At 48.5% G+C, this 18648-nt stretch carries 21 protein-coding genes; 6 read left to right on the top strand and 15 right to left on the bottom strand.

Features of this window, described 5'->3' with window-relative positions; genetic code table 11:
• Positions 1-58: 58 nt before the first annotated feature.
• From ytpR to ACNFN4_RS00465, 3 genes are read right to left on the bottom strand one after another with little or no spacing between them, the layout of a single operon-like run.
• On the bottom strand, positions 59-664 hold the full coding sequence (ytpR, locus tag ACNFN4_RS00475) for a YtpR family tRNA-binding protein (RefSeq protein ID WP_003152375.1): 606 nt from the start codon (positions 662-664) through the stop codon (positions 59-61).
• A 14-nt stretch (positions 665-678) separates the two neighbouring features.
• The gene (locus ACNFN4_RS00470) at positions 679-1488 is read right to left on the bottom strand and encodes a DUF1444 domain-containing protein (RefSeq protein WP_020956219.1); all 810 of its coding nucleotides are present in this window, start codon (positions 1486-1488) and stop codon (positions 679-681) included.
• A 15-nt stretch (positions 1489-1503) separates the two neighbouring features.
• Positions 1504-1827, bottom strand: a complete 324-nt coding sequence (locus ACNFN4_RS00465; RefSeq protein ID WP_003152373.1) for a thioredoxin family protein — start codon at positions 1825-1827, stop codon at positions 1504-1506.
• A 197-nt stretch (positions 1828-2024) separates the two neighbouring features.
• Here ACNFN4_RS00465 and ACNFN4_RS00460 point away from each other — a divergent pair, with 197 nt between their 5' ends.
• Complete coding sequence (locus ACNFN4_RS00460; protein WP_014418659.1) at positions 2025-2471, top strand: YtoQ family protein; 447 nt, start codon at positions 2025-2027, stop codon at positions 2469-2471.
• Between the two features lie 33 nt (positions 2472-2504).
• On the opposite strand, the gene ACNFN4_RS00455 is transcribed toward ACNFN4_RS00460, so the two are convergent.
• Positions 2505-3578, bottom strand: coding sequence for a M42 family metallopeptidase (locus ACNFN4_RS00455; RefSeq protein WP_014418662.1), 1074 nt, complete (start codon positions 3576-3578; stop codon positions 2505-2507).
• Positions 3579-3736: 158 nt separating this feature from the next.
• Here ACNFN4_RS00455 and ACNFN4_RS00450 point away from each other — a divergent pair, with 158 nt between their 5' ends.
• Positions 3737-4054 (top strand): PepSY domain-containing protein, encoded by a 318-nt coding sequence (locus tag ACNFN4_RS00450; protein ID WP_003152366.1) that lies wholly within the window; start codon positions 3737-3739, stop codon positions 4052-4054.
• Between the two features lie 55 nt (positions 4055-4109).
• On the opposite strand, the gene ACNFN4_RS00445 is transcribed toward ACNFN4_RS00450, so the two are convergent.
• The 3 genes from ACNFN4_RS00445 to trmB form a co-directional block, all read right to left on the bottom strand.
• Complete coding sequence (locus ACNFN4_RS00445) at positions 4110-5807, bottom strand: NAD-dependent malic enzyme (RefSeq protein ID WP_160216551.1); 1698 nt, start codon at positions 5805-5807, stop codon at positions 4110-4112.
• A gap of 78 nt (positions 5808-5885) precedes the next feature.
• A complete protein-coding gene (locus ACNFN4_RS00440; RefSeq protein ID WP_021494470.1) occupies positions 5886-6731 on the bottom strand; it encodes a YtnP family quorum-quenching lactonase in 846 nt (281 codons plus the stop codon).
• A gap of 58 nt (positions 6732-6789) precedes the next feature.
• Positions 6790-7443: a tRNA (guanosine(46)-N7)-methyltransferase TrmB gene (gene trmB, locus ACNFN4_RS00435; protein ID WP_021494471.1), complete on the bottom strand. Its 654-nt coding sequence runs from the start codon at positions 7441-7443 to the stop codon at positions 6790-6792.
• A 185-nt stretch (positions 7444-7628) separates the two neighbouring features.
• Here trmB and ACNFN4_RS00430 point away from each other — a divergent pair, with 185 nt between their 5' ends.
• Positions 7629-7907, top strand: a complete 279-nt coding sequence (locus tag ACNFN4_RS00430; protein WP_003152357.1) for a YtzH-like family protein — start codon at positions 7629-7631, stop codon at positions 7905-7907.
• On the opposite strand, the gene ACNFN4_RS00425 is transcribed toward ACNFN4_RS00430, so the two are convergent.
• The 4 genes from ACNFN4_RS00425 to thpR all read right to left on the bottom strand — a co-directional run bounded on the left by ACNFN4_RS00425 (position 7908) and on the right by thpR (position 11468).
• Positions 7908-8705, bottom strand: a complete 798-nt coding sequence (locus ACNFN4_RS00425) for a phosphotransferase family protein (protein WP_003152355.1) — start codon at positions 8703-8705, stop codon at positions 7908-7910.
• A 270-nt stretch (positions 8706-8975) separates the two neighbouring features.
• Positions 8976-9905 (bottom strand): YegS/Rv2252/BmrU family lipid kinase, encoded by a 930-nt coding sequence (locus ACNFN4_RS00420; RefSeq protein ID WP_007408786.1) that lies wholly within the window; start codon positions 9903-9905, stop codon positions 8976-8978.
• A gap of 52 nt (positions 9906-9957) precedes the next feature.
• Positions 9958-10890, bottom strand: coding sequence for a hypothetical protein (locus ACNFN4_RS00415; protein WP_017418394.1), 933 nt, complete (start codon positions 10888-10890; stop codon positions 9958-9960).
• 26 nt (positions 10891-10916) lie between these two features.
• Positions 10917-11468, bottom strand: a complete 552-nt coding sequence (thpR, locus tag ACNFN4_RS00410; protein WP_021494473.1) for an RNA 2',3'-cyclic phosphodiesterase — start codon at positions 11466-11468, stop codon at positions 10917-10919.
• 128 nt (positions 11469-11596) lie between these two features.
• On the opposite strand from thpR, the gene cysK reads away from it, so the two are divergent.
• The gene (cysK, locus tag ACNFN4_RS00405; RefSeq protein WP_021494474.1) at positions 11597-12529 is read left to right on the top strand and encodes a cysteine synthase A; all 933 of its coding nucleotides are present in this window, start codon (positions 11597-11599) and stop codon (positions 12527-12529) included.
• Between the two features lie 37 nt (positions 12530-12566).
• On the opposite strand, the gene pepV is transcribed toward cysK, so the two are convergent.
• Positions 12567-13958 (bottom strand): dipeptidase PepV, encoded by a 1392-nt coding sequence (gene pepV, locus ACNFN4_RS00400; RefSeq protein WP_160182931.1) that lies wholly within the window; start codon positions 13956-13958, stop codon positions 12567-12569.
• A 95-nt stretch (positions 13959-14053) separates the two neighbouring features.
• Here pepV and ACNFN4_RS00395 point away from each other — a divergent pair, with 95 nt between their 5' ends.
• Positions 14054-15358: an NCS2 family permease gene (locus ACNFN4_RS00395; protein ID WP_014418668.1), complete on the top strand. Its 1305-nt coding sequence runs from the start codon at positions 14054-14056 to the stop codon at positions 15356-15358.
• 33 nt (positions 15359-15391) lie between these two features.
• Here ACNFN4_RS00395 and ACNFN4_RS00390 read toward each other — a convergent pair whose 3' ends face one another.
• Together ACNFN4_RS00390 and ACNFN4_RS00385 are read right to left on the bottom strand one after the other, a co-directional pair.
• Positions 15392-16552, bottom strand: coding sequence for an ABC transporter permease (locus tag ACNFN4_RS00390; protein ID WP_448199936.1), 1161 nt, complete (start codon positions 16550-16552; stop codon positions 15392-15394).
• Positions 16549-17253: an ABC transporter ATP-binding protein gene (locus ACNFN4_RS00385; RefSeq protein WP_021494477.1), complete on the bottom strand. Its 705-nt coding sequence runs from the start codon at positions 17251-17253 to the stop codon at positions 16549-16551. The genes ACNFN4_RS00390 and ACNFN4_RS00385 overlap by 4 nt, the downstream gene beginning before the upstream one ends.
• Positions 17254-17533: 280 nt before the next feature.
• On the opposite strand from ACNFN4_RS00385, the gene ACNFN4_RS00380 reads away from it, so the two are divergent.
• The gene (locus ACNFN4_RS00380; protein ID WP_003152337.1) at positions 17534-17755 is read left to right on the top strand and encodes a DeoR family transcriptional regulator; all 222 of its coding nucleotides are present in this window, start codon (positions 17534-17536) and stop codon (positions 17753-17755) included.
• A gap of 127 nt (positions 17756-17882) precedes the next feature.
• On the opposite strand, the gene ACNFN4_RS00375 is transcribed toward ACNFN4_RS00380, so the two are convergent.
• Positions 17883-18602, bottom strand: a complete 720-nt coding sequence (locus tag ACNFN4_RS00375; RefSeq protein ID WP_007408795.1) for a pseudouridine synthase — start codon at positions 18600-18602, stop codon at positions 17883-17885.
• Positions 18603-18648 lie beyond the last annotated feature (46 nt).

Below are 18648 nucleotides of genomic sequence, written 5' to 3'. Positions count from 1 at the left end.
AGGCCTGCTTAACGGCTTTCTCTCACATCATTCGATTCTGTGCGCTTATTTATGGGAGTTAGAATTGAAATGCTTCGCCGGCCTCGCGGCTGTCTTCAAGAACAAGAATCCCTTTTTCCGCCGGCGCATCCGGCAAAGCGAGTTCTTTCGCAGAGCAGATCATGCCGCTTGACGGAACGCCTCTTAATTCAGCGTCTTTAATCACAAGTCCGCTCGGCATTACCGCGCCGACTTTAGCGACGACGACTTTTTGCCCTTTGTCCACGTTCGGCGCGCCGCAAACGATTTGAAGGGTTTCCTCTCCCACATTCACTTGGCAGATATTCAGTTTATCCGCATTCGGATGTTTTTCTTTCGATTCAACGTGACCGACAACAAATTTCGGAGAAAGGTCAACCGTCAGCGTTTCTGAAACGCCGTTTCTGTTCAGTATTTCATTCACATCCTGAACGAATGTCTCAGACAAAGCGACGGGGCCGTTGTCCTCAATCTGTAAGTAAGAAGACACGTTAAAAATGTTAAAGCCCGTCGTTTCTTTTGTTTCTTTGTTAAAGATTCTGACGACATCGCCTTCTCTTTCATAGCCGATTTCTTCGCGTGCTGCATCTTTAAGAGAGATCAGAAGCGTATCTCCCACACCTTCTTTATTGTAAAAAGCGTTCATAAGAAAAATCCTTTCTAATCCTTTTTCGGCCGGCTTTTCGCCATGATAAACACAGGTTCCAGTCTGCCTTCATTATACAGAAATGAAAGGGCCGTAATCGGCACCGTGCCGCTTGCAAAGAAGCTCATGGACATTTGCCCTAAAATATCATAACCCGATTCATTTCGAATGTCAGCAAGTATTAATACATCCTGATGCGGGACGGAAATCGCCAATTCGCCTTCAGCGGCCTGCTTGTATTCATGAAGAATCGAATCATTGAGAATCCGGCTGGCGTCATAGCCGTCATTCGCCCTGAAAAAATAAAAATAATTGTCCGCAACCGTATCCTGTTTCACAACTGAAGGAAGAGAGCGGAGATTGAATGACGCCGTCTCCCTGATCCGTTCTTTTGTCCAGTTTTCTTTCTCGAGCATACGGCTGTCAATTAAGCGGTACGTCTTGCCGAGGTCAAGCGCGTAGTAGATTCTTGTTTCGGCCGTATGGTCATCATACACGAGCGGAATGCCGTCGCTCGTTTGATCGGGAAATGATGTGGAGCGGATGACCGGAAAGATTCCGGCCTCCTTTCCGGACATCTCCTGTCCGCTGCCTTCCATCGCCTCCATTGCTTCTGACACATAGTAGACGATTTCGTCGATCGCTTCTTCTTTTTTCGTCTCCCACTTCGCAATGATAGGCGGGAGCTCCAATGTGATGCCTTTTTTGGTCGTTTGATCCTCAACACGGAGGGTGTCTTTTTCTCTGTCAAAAAAGAAGGATCGGTTCTCGTGCTGCAGGCGCTGTTTTAATAAATCCGCCAGCTTCCTTGACGTCATTTTCAAAGCCCGTGGCCTCCTTTATGCTTTAGCAAGGGAATCGGTTAAAAATTGCTCAATTTCTTCTTTTGTTTTACGGTCTTTGCTGACGAAGCGGTTCACTTCTTTTCCTCCGTTAAACACAACAAAGCTCGGAATGCCGTAAATTTCCCATTCCGCGCATGTATCAATAAATTGATCGCGGTCTACGTAGTAATAAGTGAATTCAGGAAAGTCCGCTTCCAGCTCAGGGAGAAACGGCTCCACAAAGCGGCAGTCCGGGCACCAATCCGCTGAAAACATAAATACCGCCCAATCGTCTTGTACCGCTTTTTGCAATTCTTCCGTGCTTTCAATCTTTTTCATTGTCATTCCTCCATCTGGATTATGAGTTTTTTATATGCTGATGTTTGTCCAATTGGATCATACCAGACTGTTTACGGCAAGACCAACTATATGCAATATCATTATCATATTTCATTTGCATTATCAAGCAAGTTTCGTTTACCATTTTGCTTGTAGCCGTACGAAAATCTGAATATGTACATAAGGAGGGGCAAAAGATGCAGTTTGTCGTGTATTTAGCGGGTGAAATCCACAGTGATTGGCGGGATGAAATCAAACAAAAAGCAACAGCGCTGGACCTGCCGATTACGTTTGTCGGCCCGATGGAAAACCATGAACGCTCAGACAATATCGGAGAAGAGATTATGGGCGTGCAGCCCGATTCTGTTTTAAAAGACGCCAGAGCTTCCGATATCAACAATTTCCGTACAGAGGTGCTGATGGAAAAAGCCGATTTTGTGATCGCCCTGTTTGGCGAGAAATATAAACAGTGGAATACCGCGATGGATGCTTCTTATGCCATCGCAAAAGGAAAGCCGCTCATTCTCATCCGTCCGAAAGAACTTCATCATCCGCTGAAAGAGCTTTCCGGAAAAGCCAATATCACGGTCGAAACCGTCAATCAAGCGATGAAAGCACTCTCTTATTTATTTGAAACAGAATAAGCAGGCCGCCTTTATGCGGTCCTGCTTATTTTTTTACACATTTTCTCTGATCGTTTCGACCGTCTGTTTGTCACTCGCCATGACCAGCTTAATGAGCATTTCTTTCGCCGCGGCATAATCATCGACATGGATGATAGCGGCATTTGTATGAATGTATCTTGAACAAATACCGATGACGGCAGACGGAACCCCGCTGTTTGATATGTGGACCCGTCCGGCATCCGTTCCCCCGCCTGAAGCGAAATATTGATAAGGGATATTGTGCGTTTCCGCCATATCAAGGACGAACTCTCTCATCCCGCGGTGCATGACCGTCGTTCTGTCGAGAATGCGGAGCAGCACCCCCTCGCCGAGACGGCCGAACAGCTCCTTATCGCCGCTCATATCATTTGCCGGGCTGGCATCAAGCGCGAAGAAGAGATCAGGCTGAATCATATTGGCCGCTGTCTGCGCCCCTCTCAAGCCGACTTCCTCCTGTACGGTGGCCCCGGCGTACAGATTGTTCGGCAGGTCTTTTCCTTGCAGCTCTTTTAATAATTCAATGCTTAACCCGCAGCCGTAGCGGTTATCCCACGCTTTGGACAATATTTTCTTCTCGTTGGCCATCGGGGTGAACGGGCAGACCGGCACGACCTGCTGTCCCGGTCTGATCCCCATTTTGACCGCGTCCTCTCTGTCATCGGCACCGATATCAATCATCATATTTTTGATCTCCATCGGCTTTGCGCGCTGGGCATCTGTTAAAATGTGGGGCGGGATGCTTGAGATGACGCCGATAATCGGTCCGTTATCCGTCTGCACCTCGACGCGCTGGGCAAGCAGCACCTGGCTCCACCAGCCGCCTAGCGTCTGAAATCTCAGCATGCCGTTATCCGTAATCTGCGTTACCATAAACCCGACTTCATCCATATGGCCGGCTACCATAACGGTCGGCGCATCTTCAGCGCCGCGCCTTACTCCGAAAACACTTCCGAGTCTGTCCTGCACGATGTCATCCGCATATTTCGCAAGCTCCCGTTTCATAAAGGAGCGGACCTGATGTTCATTTCCCGGTGCGCCGGGAAGCTGCGTCAGCGTCCGGAAAAGCGTTTTCGTTTCCTCATTCATATTTTCCCCTCATTTCTATGTAATGCTTTTATTTTATTAGAAAAACAACCGTTTTCCAAGCGCTCAGATTGAATGGGCTGTAAAACCGCCGCTTTACTTAACACCGTCTGGCATCTTCTGTATAATAAAAACTACGACATAATTGGAGGTGCTTCATATTGAAATTACGTCATTTTCTCTTAGGTGCAGGAGTCGGATTATGCGCTGCCATCGCAGTGAAAAAGTATGCGATGAAACCTTATATCTCTTCAGAAAAAGCGCTCCGTATCGTGAAAGCGGCTTTTAAACAGCGCGGGCCGATAGACGGATCATGGATTTACACAGAGCCCGAGCCCTACCAGGTAAACGGAGAAACCATCCAGGTATACAAAACCGGCGTGACACGTTCGGCATTCGGCGAACTGGAGCAATATGAAGTTATGGTCAATGCAAAAACAGGCCAGATTGTCGATGTCATTGATTCTGTCGCCTCATAATTCGGACAAGCAAAAAATAAAGCCCAAAACCATCAGCGTTTTGGGCTTTATTCGGTTACATCGGCCGAATTCGTTTATATACGGGGTGCCACATCGCGTCCTGCACCGCTTGGATCAGATCCTCGGGTTCCGTTTCCGCTACACCGTCCTGAATGGCTGCTTTCGCTACGGCTACCGCCACAGTTGCCGATACCGTCCTGAGATCCTCCACTTTCGGAAGCATCGGCGCACCGGGCTTGCCGACGTCCACCATACCGGCGATGGCATTCGCGCAGGCAACGAACATATTGTCCGTAATGAGCCTTGCTTTCGTCACAATCGTTCCGAGCCCGAGTCCCGGGAATACGAGCGCGTTATTCGCCTGTCCGATATGGTAGGTAATGCCGTTATACGCAACAGGCGGGAATGGACTTCCCGTAGTGACAAGCGCGCGGCCTTCCGTCCATTTAATTAAATCTTCAGGTTTTGCTTCTGATAATGTCGTCGGGTTTGACATCGGCAAAATAGCGGGCCGTTTGACATGCGAGGCCATTTCTTTGACGATTTCTTCCGTAAATGCGCCTGATACGGTGGATGTGCCGATCAGAATCGTCGGCTTGGCCTGACGCACCGTCTCCGCCAGATCAATTGATCCGCCTTCACCGCTGCGGCCGTACTCTTTCACTTCATCAGCAGGGCGCGCGTACGGAACCTGAAAATCTCGCAAGTCCTTCATATCATCCGTTAACAATCCGTTTCTGTCGATACACCAAAAATGGCTGTAGGATTCTTCTTCGCTTAATCCGTCATGCACCATGGCTTCACGCAGCTGCTCAGCAATTCCGATACCGGCCGTTCCCGCGCCGAAGACGACGACTTTATGCTCTTTTAAAGGCACTTTTGATGCTTTCGCACACGCTAAAACAGCTGCAAGCGATACCGCACCCGTTCCTTGAATGTCATCGTTAAACGTACAGACTTTATCTTTATACCGTTTTAATATGCCGCGGGCGTTAGCCGTACCGAAATCCTCCCAATGAAGCAGCGCATTCGGGAATGTTTCCCGGGCAAGCGAGACATACTCATCAATAAAGCGGTCATATTTCTCGCCGCGTACTCTTGAATGCTGGTTTCCGACGTAAAGCGGGTCATTTAAGAGGCTTTCCTGATTTGTCCCCGCGTCCAATACGACCGCAAGCACTCGTGACGGATCAATTCCGGCCGCCGCCGTATACACCGCGAGTTTTCCGACAGAAATGGCGATGCCGCCGACGCCCCAGTCACCGATTCCCAGAATGCCCTCCGCATCTGTGGCAACGATTAAGTCAATGTTTTCATTTTTTCCGAACTGCTGAAATGCGGCGCGCATTCCTTCAGGGTCATCTATTGACAAATACAGACCGCGGGGTTTTCTGTACTCATGGCTGTAACGCTGGATCGCAGTGCCGACGGTCGGCGTATATACGATCGGAAGCATTTCGCCTAAATGATCATTTAACAGCCTGTAAAATAACGTTTCATTCCGGTCATGGAGAGCGGTCAAGTAGACATTTTTGCTCAGCTCATCAGGCTGCGAACTGAATTGTTCGTAGGCCCGCCTCGCCTGCTCTTCGATTGTCAATACTTTCGGCGGCAGAAATCCCTCGAGCCCGAGTTCCTTTCTTTCCTCCTGTGTAAAGGCCACCCCTTTATTTAAAAAAGGCGTAGAAAGCACTTCTAATCCGCGCAGAGTTGTTTTGATTTCTCCATCTTTCGTCACTTGAAATTGATTCACCTGTCTCTTCCTTTCAAAGCAATTTGTCTTAGGTTTGCTTTTATTCCCGAAATTCATACAGGCAAATCATCGATCCGCTTATTTTTTCTCCCGTTTGACAGATGCAGCCACTTCGCCGTCTTCTCCCCATTTTACCGCTCTGTAAATCGCGTCGTGATAGAAAATCAGCCAGGCGTCTTTTTCTGCCGCGAACGTCTGCCATTTCTGCTTTTGAGGAATGGAGGTCATCGGATAATCATCATAGGCCAGCACCCATAACGGATTTTTATGCGCGTTCGTCGGCATCAGGTCGGCAAAATGCACAGCCGTCTCCCCTCCGTCTTCTAAGACGATAACGCTGTGGCCGTCGCTGTGGCCGCCGGTGTGGTGCATCGTAATGCCTTCTGTCAGCTGATACTCGTTCTCAAAGGTTTCGACCTGATCTTGTACCGCCTCCCAATTTTCTCTCCAATATGTATTTTTCGATCTGATATTAGGGTTTCTCATTTCGCGCCACTCTGTCGCAGAAGTGATAATGCGGGCATTCGGGAAAACAGAGACAAGCTCCTCTCCGCTGTACTCCGTCAGACCGCATGCATGGTCAAAATGAAGATGGGTCATCGCGGCAATATGAATGTCCTCACAGGAAAGCCCGAGTTCACGAAGAGATTGTTTCAGATTGGATTCCTGTGTTACGCCGTAATTCCTTTTTTGTTTATCAGAGAATTTCCCTCTGCCGATACCCGCGTCAACCAATATATTCAGGCCGTTTGTTCTGATCAGAATCGGGTCTGTTCTTAATTCAATCTGGTTTTTGTCATTTACGGGGTATTTTCTCGACCATAAAGGCTTCGGGACAACGCCGAACATCGCTCCGCCGTCCATATGCGTTACACCGCCGTCCAGCCATGTTAATGAAATATTCCCAATATTCAATGTCTCCATCTTTATCCCTCCTGATGTAATGGTAGCAAATGGCGGCATAAAAAAACAGACTCCCGCATCAGAGTCTGTCTTTTGTTCTCCATTCAACTTCGGCCCGGTAAATCGGCTGGCCGAGCGCAGAGAATTTTTCTTCGTATTCTGTCATAATATTGCCCTTCGGATCGCTGTTGTGCAGATCAAGGCTGACTTCCGTCAGAAGCAGGCCGTATTCGGAAAAGCTTTTCAGAGAGTATTCGAATAAACCGCGGTTATCGGTTTTAAAATGAATCTCACCTGTTTCGCCCATCACTTCTTCGTATTTTTTCAAGAACGTTTTAAATGTTAAACGGCGCTTTTCGTGGCGGTTTTTCGGCCACGGGTCAGAAAAGTTTAGATATACGCGCTTGATTTCTCCCTGTTCAAATACGTCATTCAGTGTTTCCGCGTCTATATTTAACAAACGGACATTGTGAGCCCCGCTGTCCTTTACTTTTTGGACGGCAGTGACGATGACGCTTTTAAACAGCTCAATCCCGATATAGTTGATATCCGGATTCTGCTTGGCCATTCCTGAAATGAACTGCCCTTTTCCCGTACCGACTTCAATATGGATCGGGTTGTCATTGCCAAAGACCGTGTTCCACCGCCCTTTATACTGGGCCGGGTCACTGATGGCGATGTCAGCGTTTTCTGCCAGAAAATCATTCGCCCAAGGTTTATGGCGCATTCTCATATGATTGACACCTCTATCTATAATTTCGAGTAACAACATACCATGAAACATAAAGAGCCGCAAGCGCCTTTTAAAGGCGCCGGCTGCATAAAAAAAGAGGCTCCCCGGTCCGGAACACTCATGTGATGCATAAAACCGCACCGCTTTGCACAATGTATGACACAGAAAGGATGTGTATATGAATCATGGGCTTAACAAGCGAACATCAGGTCCGGTTATTAAAGGACATACTGGCCGACCACCAATTGGATTGCTGCGGCACGGTTGCCGAGTATGAACAGCTGGAGCGCGTCATCAAATCACTGATGGCCAACACCGGGCTTGATTCAAATATAAAAAACGTGCTCGAGGATGTCTACCGCTACAGCCAGTCCGGCATCACGGCCGATTCCATCGACACGCATATTCAGGAGCACCAAAACCATTTGTCCCAATGGGTGGAGCAGATGGATTCGTACTCCTGACTACTTGACAATCCGCTTCATCAGGGCATGAAGCTCTTCCATGGCATCATGATACGCTTTGTCGTTTCCTTTTGATTTGTGCCAGGCGATGAAGGTGATGGTCTCCGATAACATGTACCACGCCATCCGCAGCCGAAGCCCTTCCGTGAGCTTCATGCCGTACATCCCAAGCCAGCTGTCCCACGCTGGCTCTTCGACGTAATGATACAATAAAGGGCCGAGATCCATGGCCGGATCGGCTATCATGGCGCCGTCCCAATCTATTAAATACAGCTGGTTGTCTTCAGACAGAAGCCAGTTATTATGATTCACATCACAATGGCAAACGACTTTTTCACCGAATTGCACCTGATCCACATGAGCTTCCAAATAAGCAAGGCCTTCCTGAATAAGCGGCGAAAATTGCCGCACGGCAAAGACGGCCTGCTTCAGCTGCGACAAAAGGGCGCCCGGATCAAGCGGTTCTTTTCCCAATCTTTTCAGCATGTCGAGCAAAGCTTTTGATGTGTGGATTTTGCGGAGCAGCTCAGCCACCGGGCGTCCGCTCATATCCTTTGCCTTCAGCTCCCTGCCCGCCATCCAATGCTGAGCCGTAATGACGTCTCCGTTTTCCATCCGTTTCGTCCAAACCAGCTTCGGAACAATGCCTTCGGCGGATAACACGGCTAAAAAGGGCGAGCTATTACGTTTTAAAAAAAGCTGTTGGCCGTTATGTTTCGCATAATATGCATCTCCTGTAGCTCCTCCGGCGGGGAAGATCTCCCAATCGCTACCTAGTAATTGTCCCAACCAGTTCATATCAATGTTCAACCCATCATTTCTTAAAATATTTTAGAATAGGCCTCCAGCCTTTCACTATTGGCGGAGCGGCCTGTCATAAACAATTTCATGAGAATAAAAAAGACAGCTATTGAGAGTCTCATATGCTAATCAATAGCCGTCCTATAAATTTTAGCGCTACAGCACAAACTTCGTCAAGCAAAACTAGCAAGAACACCTGTGAATTCTGAAGATTTATGCCGCGAACCGCTCTTTGCCGTGAAACATGTGACGGGTTTCATTTGTTTATTATGTTTTTATTTTCAACGGCGTACCGCCCGGCATAAGCCGAAACGGCGTCGTTCCGATCAGCTCGCCGTCAGCGTGAAACGGAATTTTCCCATCTGTTTCAAAAACGAATTCCTTCCCCTTTATCATCGTCACTCCGTCCATTTTGATATGCCGGCCGAAGCTCATCGCCCATAAAAAACGATACAGCGAGAAAAAGGACAGGTTTTCTGCGATGACAATATCAAAATGGTTTTGACGGGGATTTGCTGAAGGCGCCGCTTTCATGCCGCCTCCGTAATAAGGGTGATTAGCCGCAATGACAAACCAGACATTGCGGAATTCACGCCTCTGGCCGTCTGCCGTGCAAACAAATCTGAACGGCTGAAACCCCGAGGCCGTATGTAAATGCGCGAGCGGGTAAATCACAAAACCGAGACGCAAAAACCGAAGAACGCGCGATAACGGAAAATTCGCGGCTGCCTTCAAAACTGAGGCATCGAAGCCGACAGACAGGTGGTTAATAAAATAAAGTGATTGCGCTTTGTCATGAAAAAAGTTGATGTTTCCCGCAAAAAATTTCCGTGTGAGCGGGCGGTGCAGACTTTTGATTTCTTGGAGAAGCGCCGACTTCTTAATACCGAGCCCTTTCGAAAAGTCATTGTACGAACCGGCAGGCACAAAGGTCAGCTCAATCTGATCCGTTCCTTTCAGTCCGTTAATGACTTCATGCATCGTCCCGTCACCGCCGATGACGAACAGCCGCTTAAGCTTATGATCCTGCATCATTGAAATCTGTCTCGCCAGCACCTCCGCATGTCCGGGATGCCCGGTCAAAAAAGAGCGGTGGCTGACCCCGCGCCTGGTCAGCTCTTTTTGAACTGATTTCCAGACACGCCGGCCCCGCCCGCCTCCTGAGACCGGATTAATAATAAAAAACCATTGACTCATCGTTTGTTTTCACCTGCTTCATAGATGAAGAGACAGCCGGCAAACGTCCGTTTTAATCAAGCCATTCCTGTCTCCGGCTTGAATCGCTCAAGCCGTAAGACAAAAGAGCCTTCGCCGCCTTCAGCTGGTGGTGCTTGATCGGCGCCGTATTTTTCTGCTGCTTTTCCAGCCACTCTGCGGCAGTCCGTTTATCAGCTATTTCCAGCCCGTACGGCGGCTCCGGGTAATCAATATAAGACGTTCTGCTGAGCAAAAGCTTCCGCACGGGAATGTCGGCCTGCTTTTCTTTTACGATTTGCGAAACGACCGAGCCTGTCCGGTGCAGGCTGAGAGACGGATTCAATACTTGGCGCGTGCTGCCGGAGCCCCTTTCTTCCCAAAAACGGTGTTTTGATCCGATATATACGCTGTCCTCTTCCGCTTCCATAAAAGCGGCGCAGAAAATCTCCAGCGGCGAGATGATGATCATACTCAGTTCGACGGACGCCTGCTGAATTTGGAGAACCGGATGATACATCACAAAATAGGAATCGGGCAGCTTTTGAGCCAGCATTTTTAACATCCTGTCCCTTTTGACCGCCTGCGAAAGCTCAGACTTTTGAGAAAGCGTGGAGCTCGCCCATTTTAATTGAAAGTCATACAGCTGATCTTTGAAAAAAGGCGCGAGCTCAGATTTTTGAGACGGAAGATTCCCGAACAGCGCCTCTTCTCCCTCCGGCTCATCAAACCATTGGTGCCTCTTTTCATTTATATCGGCCGTATTTTCTTCTTTTCTCTTTTTTAAAGAAAATTTTTTCCTGGCCGGCGCTTGATCGGTTTCCCCGCCTGCAGCCGTTTCCGTTTCTTTTTCTTCCGTCATCCGGTCAAACGCTTCAAGAAGCGCCTCCCAGCGTTCTTTCTTCAGCCGGATAAACTGGTTCATATAATGATATGGATCAAGTTCATATCTGGATATGCAGTCGTGAATTTTGATGATCTGTGCCATGTGATTTCTCCACTCCGAATATTTGTTTATGTCAATTGAAACTGTGCGATTTCTTCGTATTTAGGCGACCGGTCAAGATGGGTCTGAAACAGGGAAAACCGGCTGACGGCACTTTGCACCCTGCCGCTTTCAAACGGCACATCGTCAGGAAACGGCTGGTCTCCCGCCCACTTCCGCGCCATCGTCATATGAGGGTGATACGGCCGTTTTTCCACTTGAAAACCGGCTTTCAAAACAGCCTGTTTTGTTTTTTCCCGCAAATCAAAGAGCAGTTCATTCCGTTCGGGCTCAAGGTGAAGCACTCTCGGCTGTCTGCGGTCGCCGAAAATATCCAGATGCTGAAACTGTACGGTAAACGGCTGCGCTGCCGACGCCGCATCTGCGAGAAGAGACGATAATTTCGCAAGCCGGTCTTCATCCGCGGCTCCTAGAAAAATGAGCGTAATATGATAGTCATGCGGGTGCACCCATTTTTTGAATGATAACGCCGGCTCCTTTTTGGCTGCTTCCCAAATCGGTTCAGCAATGTCAGCCGGAATCGGAATGCCGATAAAATAATGCGGCAATGAAGCTTTCATACGAGGATCTCCCCCTCTTTGGTTATGGTGTTATTATAAAACGGATAAGCGGAGAGGAGAACCCTGTCCGCTCATTATGATAGGATATTATGTACTGAACGTTTTATACAGAAAGGAATGAGCCGGCCTTGAAAATCGTAAACACCACGGCGGAGCTGATCGGCGGCACACCGATCGTAAAGCTCAATCGCCTTCAGCCAGAACATGCAGCACAGGTCTATTTAAAATTAGAATCGTTTAACCCGAGCGGCAGTGTCAAAGACAGAGCGGCTTACAATATGATCATTGAAGCGGAAAACAGCGGGCATTTAAAACCCGGCTCTGTCATCATTGAACCGACAAGCGGCAACACGGGCATCGGCCTGGCGATGAACGCGGCGGCGCGCGGCTACAAGGCAATCCTCGTCATGCCTGACACGATGACGAAAGAACGCATCAACCTCCTGAAAGCGTACGGCGCGGAGGTTGTGTTAACACCGGGGGCGGAAAGAATGCCCGGCAGCATCAAAAAAGCGAAAGAACTCGCCGAACAGATTCCGGGAAGTTTTATCCCGATGCAATTCGATAACGGCGCAAATCCAGATGCCCACCGAAAAACGACCGCCATTGAAATCTATCAGGCCGTTCAGCAGCTCAACAGACCGCTCGGTGCTTTTGTGGCAACGGCGGGAACGGGCGGAACCATTACCGGAACCGGAGAAACGCTGAAGGAGCTTTTCCCGGATATGATTGTTCATGTCGCCGAGCCGGCGGGTTCCCCCGTCCTGTCTGGCGGAAAACCCGGCGCTCATAAGCTTGTCGGGACAAGCCCCGGATTTATTCCCGGCATACTGAATCAGGACGTTTACGATGAAATCATGAAAATATCTGATGAAGATGCGTATACGACAACACGTCGTCTGGCCCGGGAAGAAGGTATACTCGTCGGCCCGTCTTCAGGCGCCGCCTGCTTCGCCGCCATTGAAACCGCAAAACGCCTCCCTTCCGAACAGATCGTCATCTGTATGACGGCTGATACGGGGGAACGTTATTTATCAACGGATTTATGGTCATTTGAATGATAAAAAGGGATGCCGCTTTCGGCGTCCCTTTTTATTATCACTTGGCAAGCTCATAAATGGCTTCGGCGTATAAAGCGGTTGACCTAAGAAGGTCATCGATTTCAATGTACTCATCCTTTTGATGCGCGCTGTCAGGCCGGCCGGGGAACAGCGGACCGAACGCGACGCCCGCCGAAAGGGATCTCGCATACGTTCCTCCGCCGATTGAAATCAGATCCGCTTTCTTTCCCGTCTGTCCTTCGTAAACCTTTTGAAGCGTCTTTACGAGCGGATGATCGGCAGAAACATGGTGCGGTTTGCTGTCTTTAAATTCTTCAAGCCTGAATTCTTCAGCAGACGTAAAAGCATCACGGATGACTTTGCTGTCTGAAGTGACGGGATAACGGATGTTGATGCCGAGTTCTCCTTCCTCACCCTTTCTGTATGTAAAGGTGCCGACATTCAATGTAAGCTCTCCGCTGATGTCATCCCTGCAATCAATTTTCAGCTTTTTGCCTCGTGTATCATTTGAAAAATAGTCACTGACGGTTTTGACAAAGTGCTTTCCGGCTCCATCCAGCTCCGTTCCGTTAAGGCATTCAGCAAGCTTTAAGCCGGCATTGACACCATTATCCGGTTCCATCGCATGGCATGATTTTCCGTATACCCGAAGCGTCAGTTTTCCATTTTCCGAAACTGCTTCACCTTGTGTTTTTGACTGCTCAAGCCATTTGCTGAAATATGCGTGCACGGCATCAAGACCGTCCCCTTCAATAACCGCTTCAGCCGCATCCGGCACCATGTTCAAGCGCAGTCCTGAACGGAATGACAGAAGCCCATTTTTTGCGTCTTTGTCAGAAGCGCTTTTTGCAATGCGCAGTGACGCATCTATAATTCCTTTTTCCGCGTTAATGATCGGAAAATCTGCGTCAGGAGCAAAGCCGATGTCAGGCATTTTTTCGTGTTTGAAGTAGTGATCCACGCATCTCCAATCACTTTCTTCATCCGTTCCGATGATGATTCTCACGCGTTTGGATAAAGGAAGCTGCATGTCTTTGACGATTTTCAGCGCATAAAACGCCGCCATTGTCGGCCCTTTATCATCAATGGCGCCTCTGGCATATATCCGGCCGTCCCTGATATCGGCTGAAAACGGATCGCTCGTCCAGCCGTCTCCGGGCGGAACGACATCGACGTGGCACAGAACGCCGACGATTTCGTCACCCGTTCCCCATTCAATATGGCCCGCATAGCCGTCAAGATTCTTTACGGTGAAGCCTTCTTTTTCACCGAATTCCAGCAGTGACGTCAGGCTGGCATTGACGCCTTCTCCAAACGGCCGGCCGGGACCGGCTGTTGTTTCGTCCATTACGCTGTTGATCTGCAAAAACTTCTGCGTGTCACGGATCAGATCTTCTTTGTTTCTGATGACTTCAACTTCCCAGTTCATCACAAATCCCCTTTCTTGATAAAGACTTGCAAAATGTCGATAAAACGAATAATATAGATGATGTTTTGAAAAAATGTTCGTCATTGGAGGTACTTATGTTTCATCTCGACAAGCATCAAACGACAATAAAAAGAGAAATTACCGCGGGATTGACCACCTTTTTCACAATGGTATATATCATTGTCGTCAATCCGGTGATCCTTTCCAATGCGGGAATTCCGTTTGACCAGGTGTTCACCGCGACGATTATCGCTTCCATTGTCGGAACTTTATGGATGGCTCTCGCTGCGAATTTTCCGATCGCCATTGCCCCCGGCATGGGCTTAAACGCGTATCTCGCCTTTCACGTTGTCGGCACAGGCAGCGGCATTACGTATCAGACGGCTTTCAGCGCCGTTTTTATCGCGGGAGTCATCTTTATTATTTTATCGTTAACGCCTTTAAGAAAACAACTTATAGAAGCGATTCCGGACAATTTAAAATACGGAATTACGACCGGCATCGGCTTATTTATCGCTTTTATCGGCTTACGCCAATCCGGAATCATCACCGCTGATAAATCTAATCTGGTCGCACTCGGCGATCTTCATTCGCCCGCCGTCATTTTAACGCTTATCGGACTTATCATCAGTATTGTACTGATGGTGCTGAATGTAAACGGGGCTCTGTTCATCGGAATGGCGCTGACCGCTATCATTGCCTTTTTGACCGGACAGATCCATTTCGCGAAAGGATTCATGTCCTTCCCGCACCTGCCGGAGGGGCTTTTGATCACAAATCCGTTCGGTGCCCTCGGGGATGTCGTGCATCACGGTCTGTACGCCGTTGTGTTTTCTTTTCTTCTCGTTACGATTTTTGACACGACCGGCACCATGATCGGTGTCGCCGAACAAGCGGGATTGATCAAAAACAATCAGCTGCCGAATGCCAGAAGAGCGCTTTTGGCTGATTCGACCGCTACGACGGTGGGAAGCATCTTCGGCACCAGCCCGACGACCGCGTTCGTTGAATCTTCAGCAGGTGTGGCGGCCGGCGGAAGAACGGGTCTGACGGCGCTGACGATAGCCGTTATGTTTGCCGTTTCCATGTTTTTCAGCCCGCTTGTCAGCGTCTTATCGGAAGTGTCCGCGATTACGTCACCGGCTCTGATTATTGTCGGCAGCCTGATGATGGGCGCAGTCTCGAATATCCGCTGGAATGAGCTTGATGAAGCGTTCCCGGCCTTTCTCGTCATTTTGGCGATGCCTTTAACGTCCAGTATTTCAACCGGAATCGCACTCGGCTTCATTTCATATCCGCTTGTTAAAGCAGCTAAGAAAAAATGGCGCGAAATCCATCCTCTAGTCATCATCTTCGCCGTGCTGTTTTTTATTCAGCTTTTTATTTTGAACGGACATTAAGAAAAATCCCTTTCCTTTTTCGGAAAGGGATTTTCACATATAAAGAACGGAAAGAATCGCGGCAATGAGACACCAGGCGGAACAGATGATTTGAATGACGGTTAATGCGCTGTTTCGCGCCCTGAAATAGTCATCACTGTCTCTCTTGATACCGCTTAAAACCGGTTTATCCGTGATCCGGTCAAATAAAAGCGACGCGGCATAGCGGCTGACGATCGCAAATAAAATAAGGACTGCCGGCTTCACTAAGAGCGGAAGAACGAGAATAAGAGCCGTAAAAGCCGCGGTTAAAAGGTAAAGCTGCCGGAGATACCCGCCGTTTCGGATCAGCACTTTAAAGAACAATTCTTTCCACGCCGTATACGCCGACCGTTTTGTAAAGATGTGCTTTGAGCCGGGATATAAAAACGGCTTGCTCCGCCCTTTATTTTTACCATTCGGGAGCTGCACATCATGGCTGAGCATCAAAACAGAGGCCGCGAATGAAAGCTTGCGCCTGTTCTCTTCAAGCACTTCTTCCTCAAAGGCTGATAATGTCTCCGTCCCTTTCCAAGTCAAAAGAGCGGAACAGATGAACAATATACAGCCCGCCGGCCAAAGCCAATACCATTCGGCGGCAAAGACGATCATAAAAAACGCCCCCGCCATCAGAACCATCACTTTCAGCCAGCCCGCCGCCTGAGTCCCGAATGTCCGCCTGCTGTTTTTTCTGTGCCGGTGCACCGCTAATATTGCAGTATGGAAGCCGAACAGACAGCAAAACATACCTGAATATGCCGGTAAGGTACAGTCACCGTATTGGCGCCATAAGGGAAATAACAATACGGCAAGCGCACCCCATTTGATAAGGGAAAGGAACATCGAATACAAAAGCGCATACCGTTTCAGCTTTTGCATCAGATGTTTTGCATGCACCAAAAATACGTGATCCGCTTCCAGCAAAAAGGTATGAATAAAACCCGTGCACAACAGCAGGGCACTGAATACATACAGCCAGCCCCATCCTAATACTCCTGCCGCTCCATTAAGAAGCCCCCTGCCGTTCAGCCAATCAGCATATTGATAAACGGCAAATGCGGCAGCCGGAAGAACGATATACAGCGCGACCGTCCAATCAATGACCGTCTGGAACACCTTCCATTGATACCGCCAATAATGAAACAGCCTTTGAAAAAACAAAGCCCGCCCGGTCATCGCTGACTGCTCCGAACCGCTGAATAAAAGCAATCCAGCAGTGAACGGCTCCCCGTTTTTTCCTGAAGCTCCTCTAACGTGCCTTGAAGAAGCAGAGCGCCCTGATCCAGCAAATAAAACCGGTCGCAGATTTTTTCCGCCGTATCCAGAACATGAGTGCACATCAAAATCCCCGCGCCCCTTTCTTTCTCAGCAATCAGCATGTCGGTAAACAGCTTCGTTGAGATCGGATCAAGTCCGATAAAAGGCTCATCAATGATGTAAATATCCGGCTTCGCCAAAAATGCCTGTATGAGCATCAATTTTTGCTGCATCCCTTTTGAAAAGCCGGAAGGCAAATCATGTTTTACAGACGTCAGCGAAAACTCTTCAAGCAGCCGCCCTGCCCGCTCACGGCATTCTTCCCCTTCTATACCCCGCAATGACCCGGTCAGCTCGAGGTGCTCCCAAAGCGTCAGTTCATCGTAAAAACTCGGACGCTCCGGTATGTAAGCATAAGATGAATCATTCCACTCAATATCGCCTTCTATATCCCGGGACAGCCCGAGAACCGCCTTTATTACTGTACTTTTCCCCGCGCCGTTCGCTCCGATTAAACCGGCAATTTCACCAGCGTTGACTGACAGAGATACATCAGAAATCACCTTCGGCCTGTCAGCATAACCGGCGCAGACAATGTTTGCATTCAATAATTCTCCCAAACTTCTCACTCCCCCGTTTTCATACGGACATGTATAAAAAAAGTTTCAGTTTCCATAATAATAAAAGCGGACCGGACATAGTAATGCACCAAGGCGGCACCCATTTGGAAAAAATTATCTGCGCTTATTCCTAGATTCATGTCGTCCATATCGTGTATAATGGAGGCAGTTAAAAGAGAAAAAACAGAATGTCATCCTTTGTTGCTTATTCGTACGAAGTTTTAGAGTCGAAAGTTGTGGTATATCAAGTCCATCCGATCTTATGATAGGGAGTGGTTTTTTGAAACCTTCAACAAATCGTATGCTGACTCGGATTAAATCAGTTTACATGTTCATCCAGGAAAAAGGCCTTGTGACAACACAGGAACTGGTTGATGAATTCGGCATTACACCTAGAACCATTCAGCGAGACTTAAATGTGTTAGCATACAATGATCTTGTTCATAGTCCTAGCCGAGGCAAGTGGGAGACAACACGAAAAAAAGTGAAAATTACATCTTAAGCGAACAATTACATAAGGCCCTTTTCGGCCTGACATGCTGCAAGGCAAAGCAGCGTCTTTGCCTTGTTTTTTGTTCCTCTATATAAAAAGCCCAAAACAAATCTGTTTTGGGCTTTTCTGATATCGATTACACTTCAGCGCCTCTCAGCGTTTCGAGCTCCTCTTCAGTCAGCTCGCGGAATTCTCCCGGTTTAAGATCCGGGTCAAGAGAAACAGCCCCCATTGAAAGCCGCTTCAAATAAGCCACTTCATTTCCGACAGCCTTTGCCATCAGCTTCACCTGATGATATTTGCCTTCTGTAATGGTCAAGTGAATCACCGTTTCATCCGGGCTTTCTGTAATGATTTCAACGGCTGCCGGCTTCGTCTTATAGCCTCCTTCAATGACGACGCCTCTTTCCAGATGAACGATGTCTTCCGGTGACAGGGGTGAAGTTAACCGGACCTCATATGTTTTAGGCACATGCTTTTTCGGAGAAAGCAGGCGATGAGCGAGCTGCCCGTCATTGGTCAGAAGCAAAAAGCCTTCCGTATCCTTATCAAGACGTCCCGCCGGAAACGGTTCAAATCGCTGTTCTTCAGGCGTCAGCAGATCAACCACCGTTTGCTGGCGGCTGTCTTCGGTAGCGGACAGCACTCCTTGCGGCTTATTCATCATGACATAAATAAATTCACGATAATCTGCCGGCTCTCCGTATACCGTGATGTCCTGTTTTTCCGGATCGACATGGGTTTTCACATCTTTCGCCGGCTCTCCGTCAATCATGACAGCCCCAGCCTTGACGATTTTTTTCACATCTTTTCTTGAGCCGAATCCGCTGTTGGCAAGCAGCTTATCAAGTCTCATCCTGATCCTCTCCTTTAAAAAGAAAAGCCCGCGATAAGCGGACTAT

The sequence above is a fragment of the Bacillus sp. N1(2025) genome (assembly GCF_053470005.1).
This window is presented reverse-complemented; position numbering and strand designations above follow the sequence as displayed.

Coding starts and splice junctions, on each gene's coding strand:
- ytpR (WP_003152375.1), bottom strand. CDS start 664: ATGAACGCTTTTTACAATAAAGAAGGTGTGGGAGATACGCTTCTGATC.
- ACNFN4_RS00465 (WP_003152373.1), bottom strand. CDS start 1,827: ATGAAAAAGATTGAAAGCACGGAAGAATTGCAAAAAGCGGTACAAGAC.
- ACNFN4_RS00460 (WP_014418659.1), top strand. CDS start 2,025: ATGCAGTTTGTCGTGTATTTAGCGGGTGAAATCCACAGTGATTGGCGG.
- ACNFN4_RS00455 (WP_014418662.1), bottom strand. CDS start 3,578: ATGAATGAGGAAACGAAAACGCTTTTCCGGACGCTGACGCAGCTTCCC.
- ACNFN4_RS00440 (WP_021494470.1), bottom strand. CDS start 6,731: ATGGAGACATTGAATATTGGGAATATTTCATTAACATGGCTGGACGGC.
- trmB (WP_021494471.1), bottom strand. CDS start 7,443: ATGAGAATGCGCCATAAACCTTGGGCGAATGATTTTCTGGCAGAAAAC.
- ACNFN4_RS00430 (WP_003152357.1), top strand. CDS start 7,629: ATGGGCTTAACAAGCGAACATCAGGTCCGGTTATTAAAGGACATACTG.
- ACNFN4_RS00425 (WP_003152355.1), bottom strand. CDS start 8,705: ATGAACTGGTTGGGACAATTACTAGGTAGCGATTGGGAGATCTTCCCC.
- ACNFN4_RS00420 (WP_007408786.1), bottom strand. CDS start 9,905: ATGAGTCAATGGTTTTTTATTATTAATCCGGTCTCAGGAGGCGGGCGG.
- ACNFN4_RS00415 (WP_017418394.1), bottom strand. CDS start 10,890: ATGGCACAGATCATCAAAATTCACGACTGCATATCCAGATATGAACTT.
- thpR (WP_021494473.1), bottom strand. CDS start 11,468: ATGAAAGCTTCATTGCCGCATTATTTTATCGGCATTCCGATTCCGGCT.
- pepV (WP_160182931.1), bottom strand. CDS start 13,958: ATGAACTGGGAAGTTGAAGTCATCAGAAACAAAGAAGATCTGATCCGT.
- ACNFN4_RS00395 (WP_014418668.1), top strand. CDS start 14,054: ATGTTTCATCTCGACAAGCATCAAACGACAATAAAAAGAGAAATTACC.
- ACNFN4_RS00390 (WP_448199936.1), bottom strand. CDS start 16,552: ATGACCGGGCGGGCTTTGTTTTTTCAAAGGCTGTTTCATTATTGGCGG.
- ACNFN4_RS00375 (WP_007408795.1), bottom strand. CDS start 18,602: ATGAGACTTGATAAGCTGCTTGCCAACAGCGGATTCGGCTCAAGAAAA.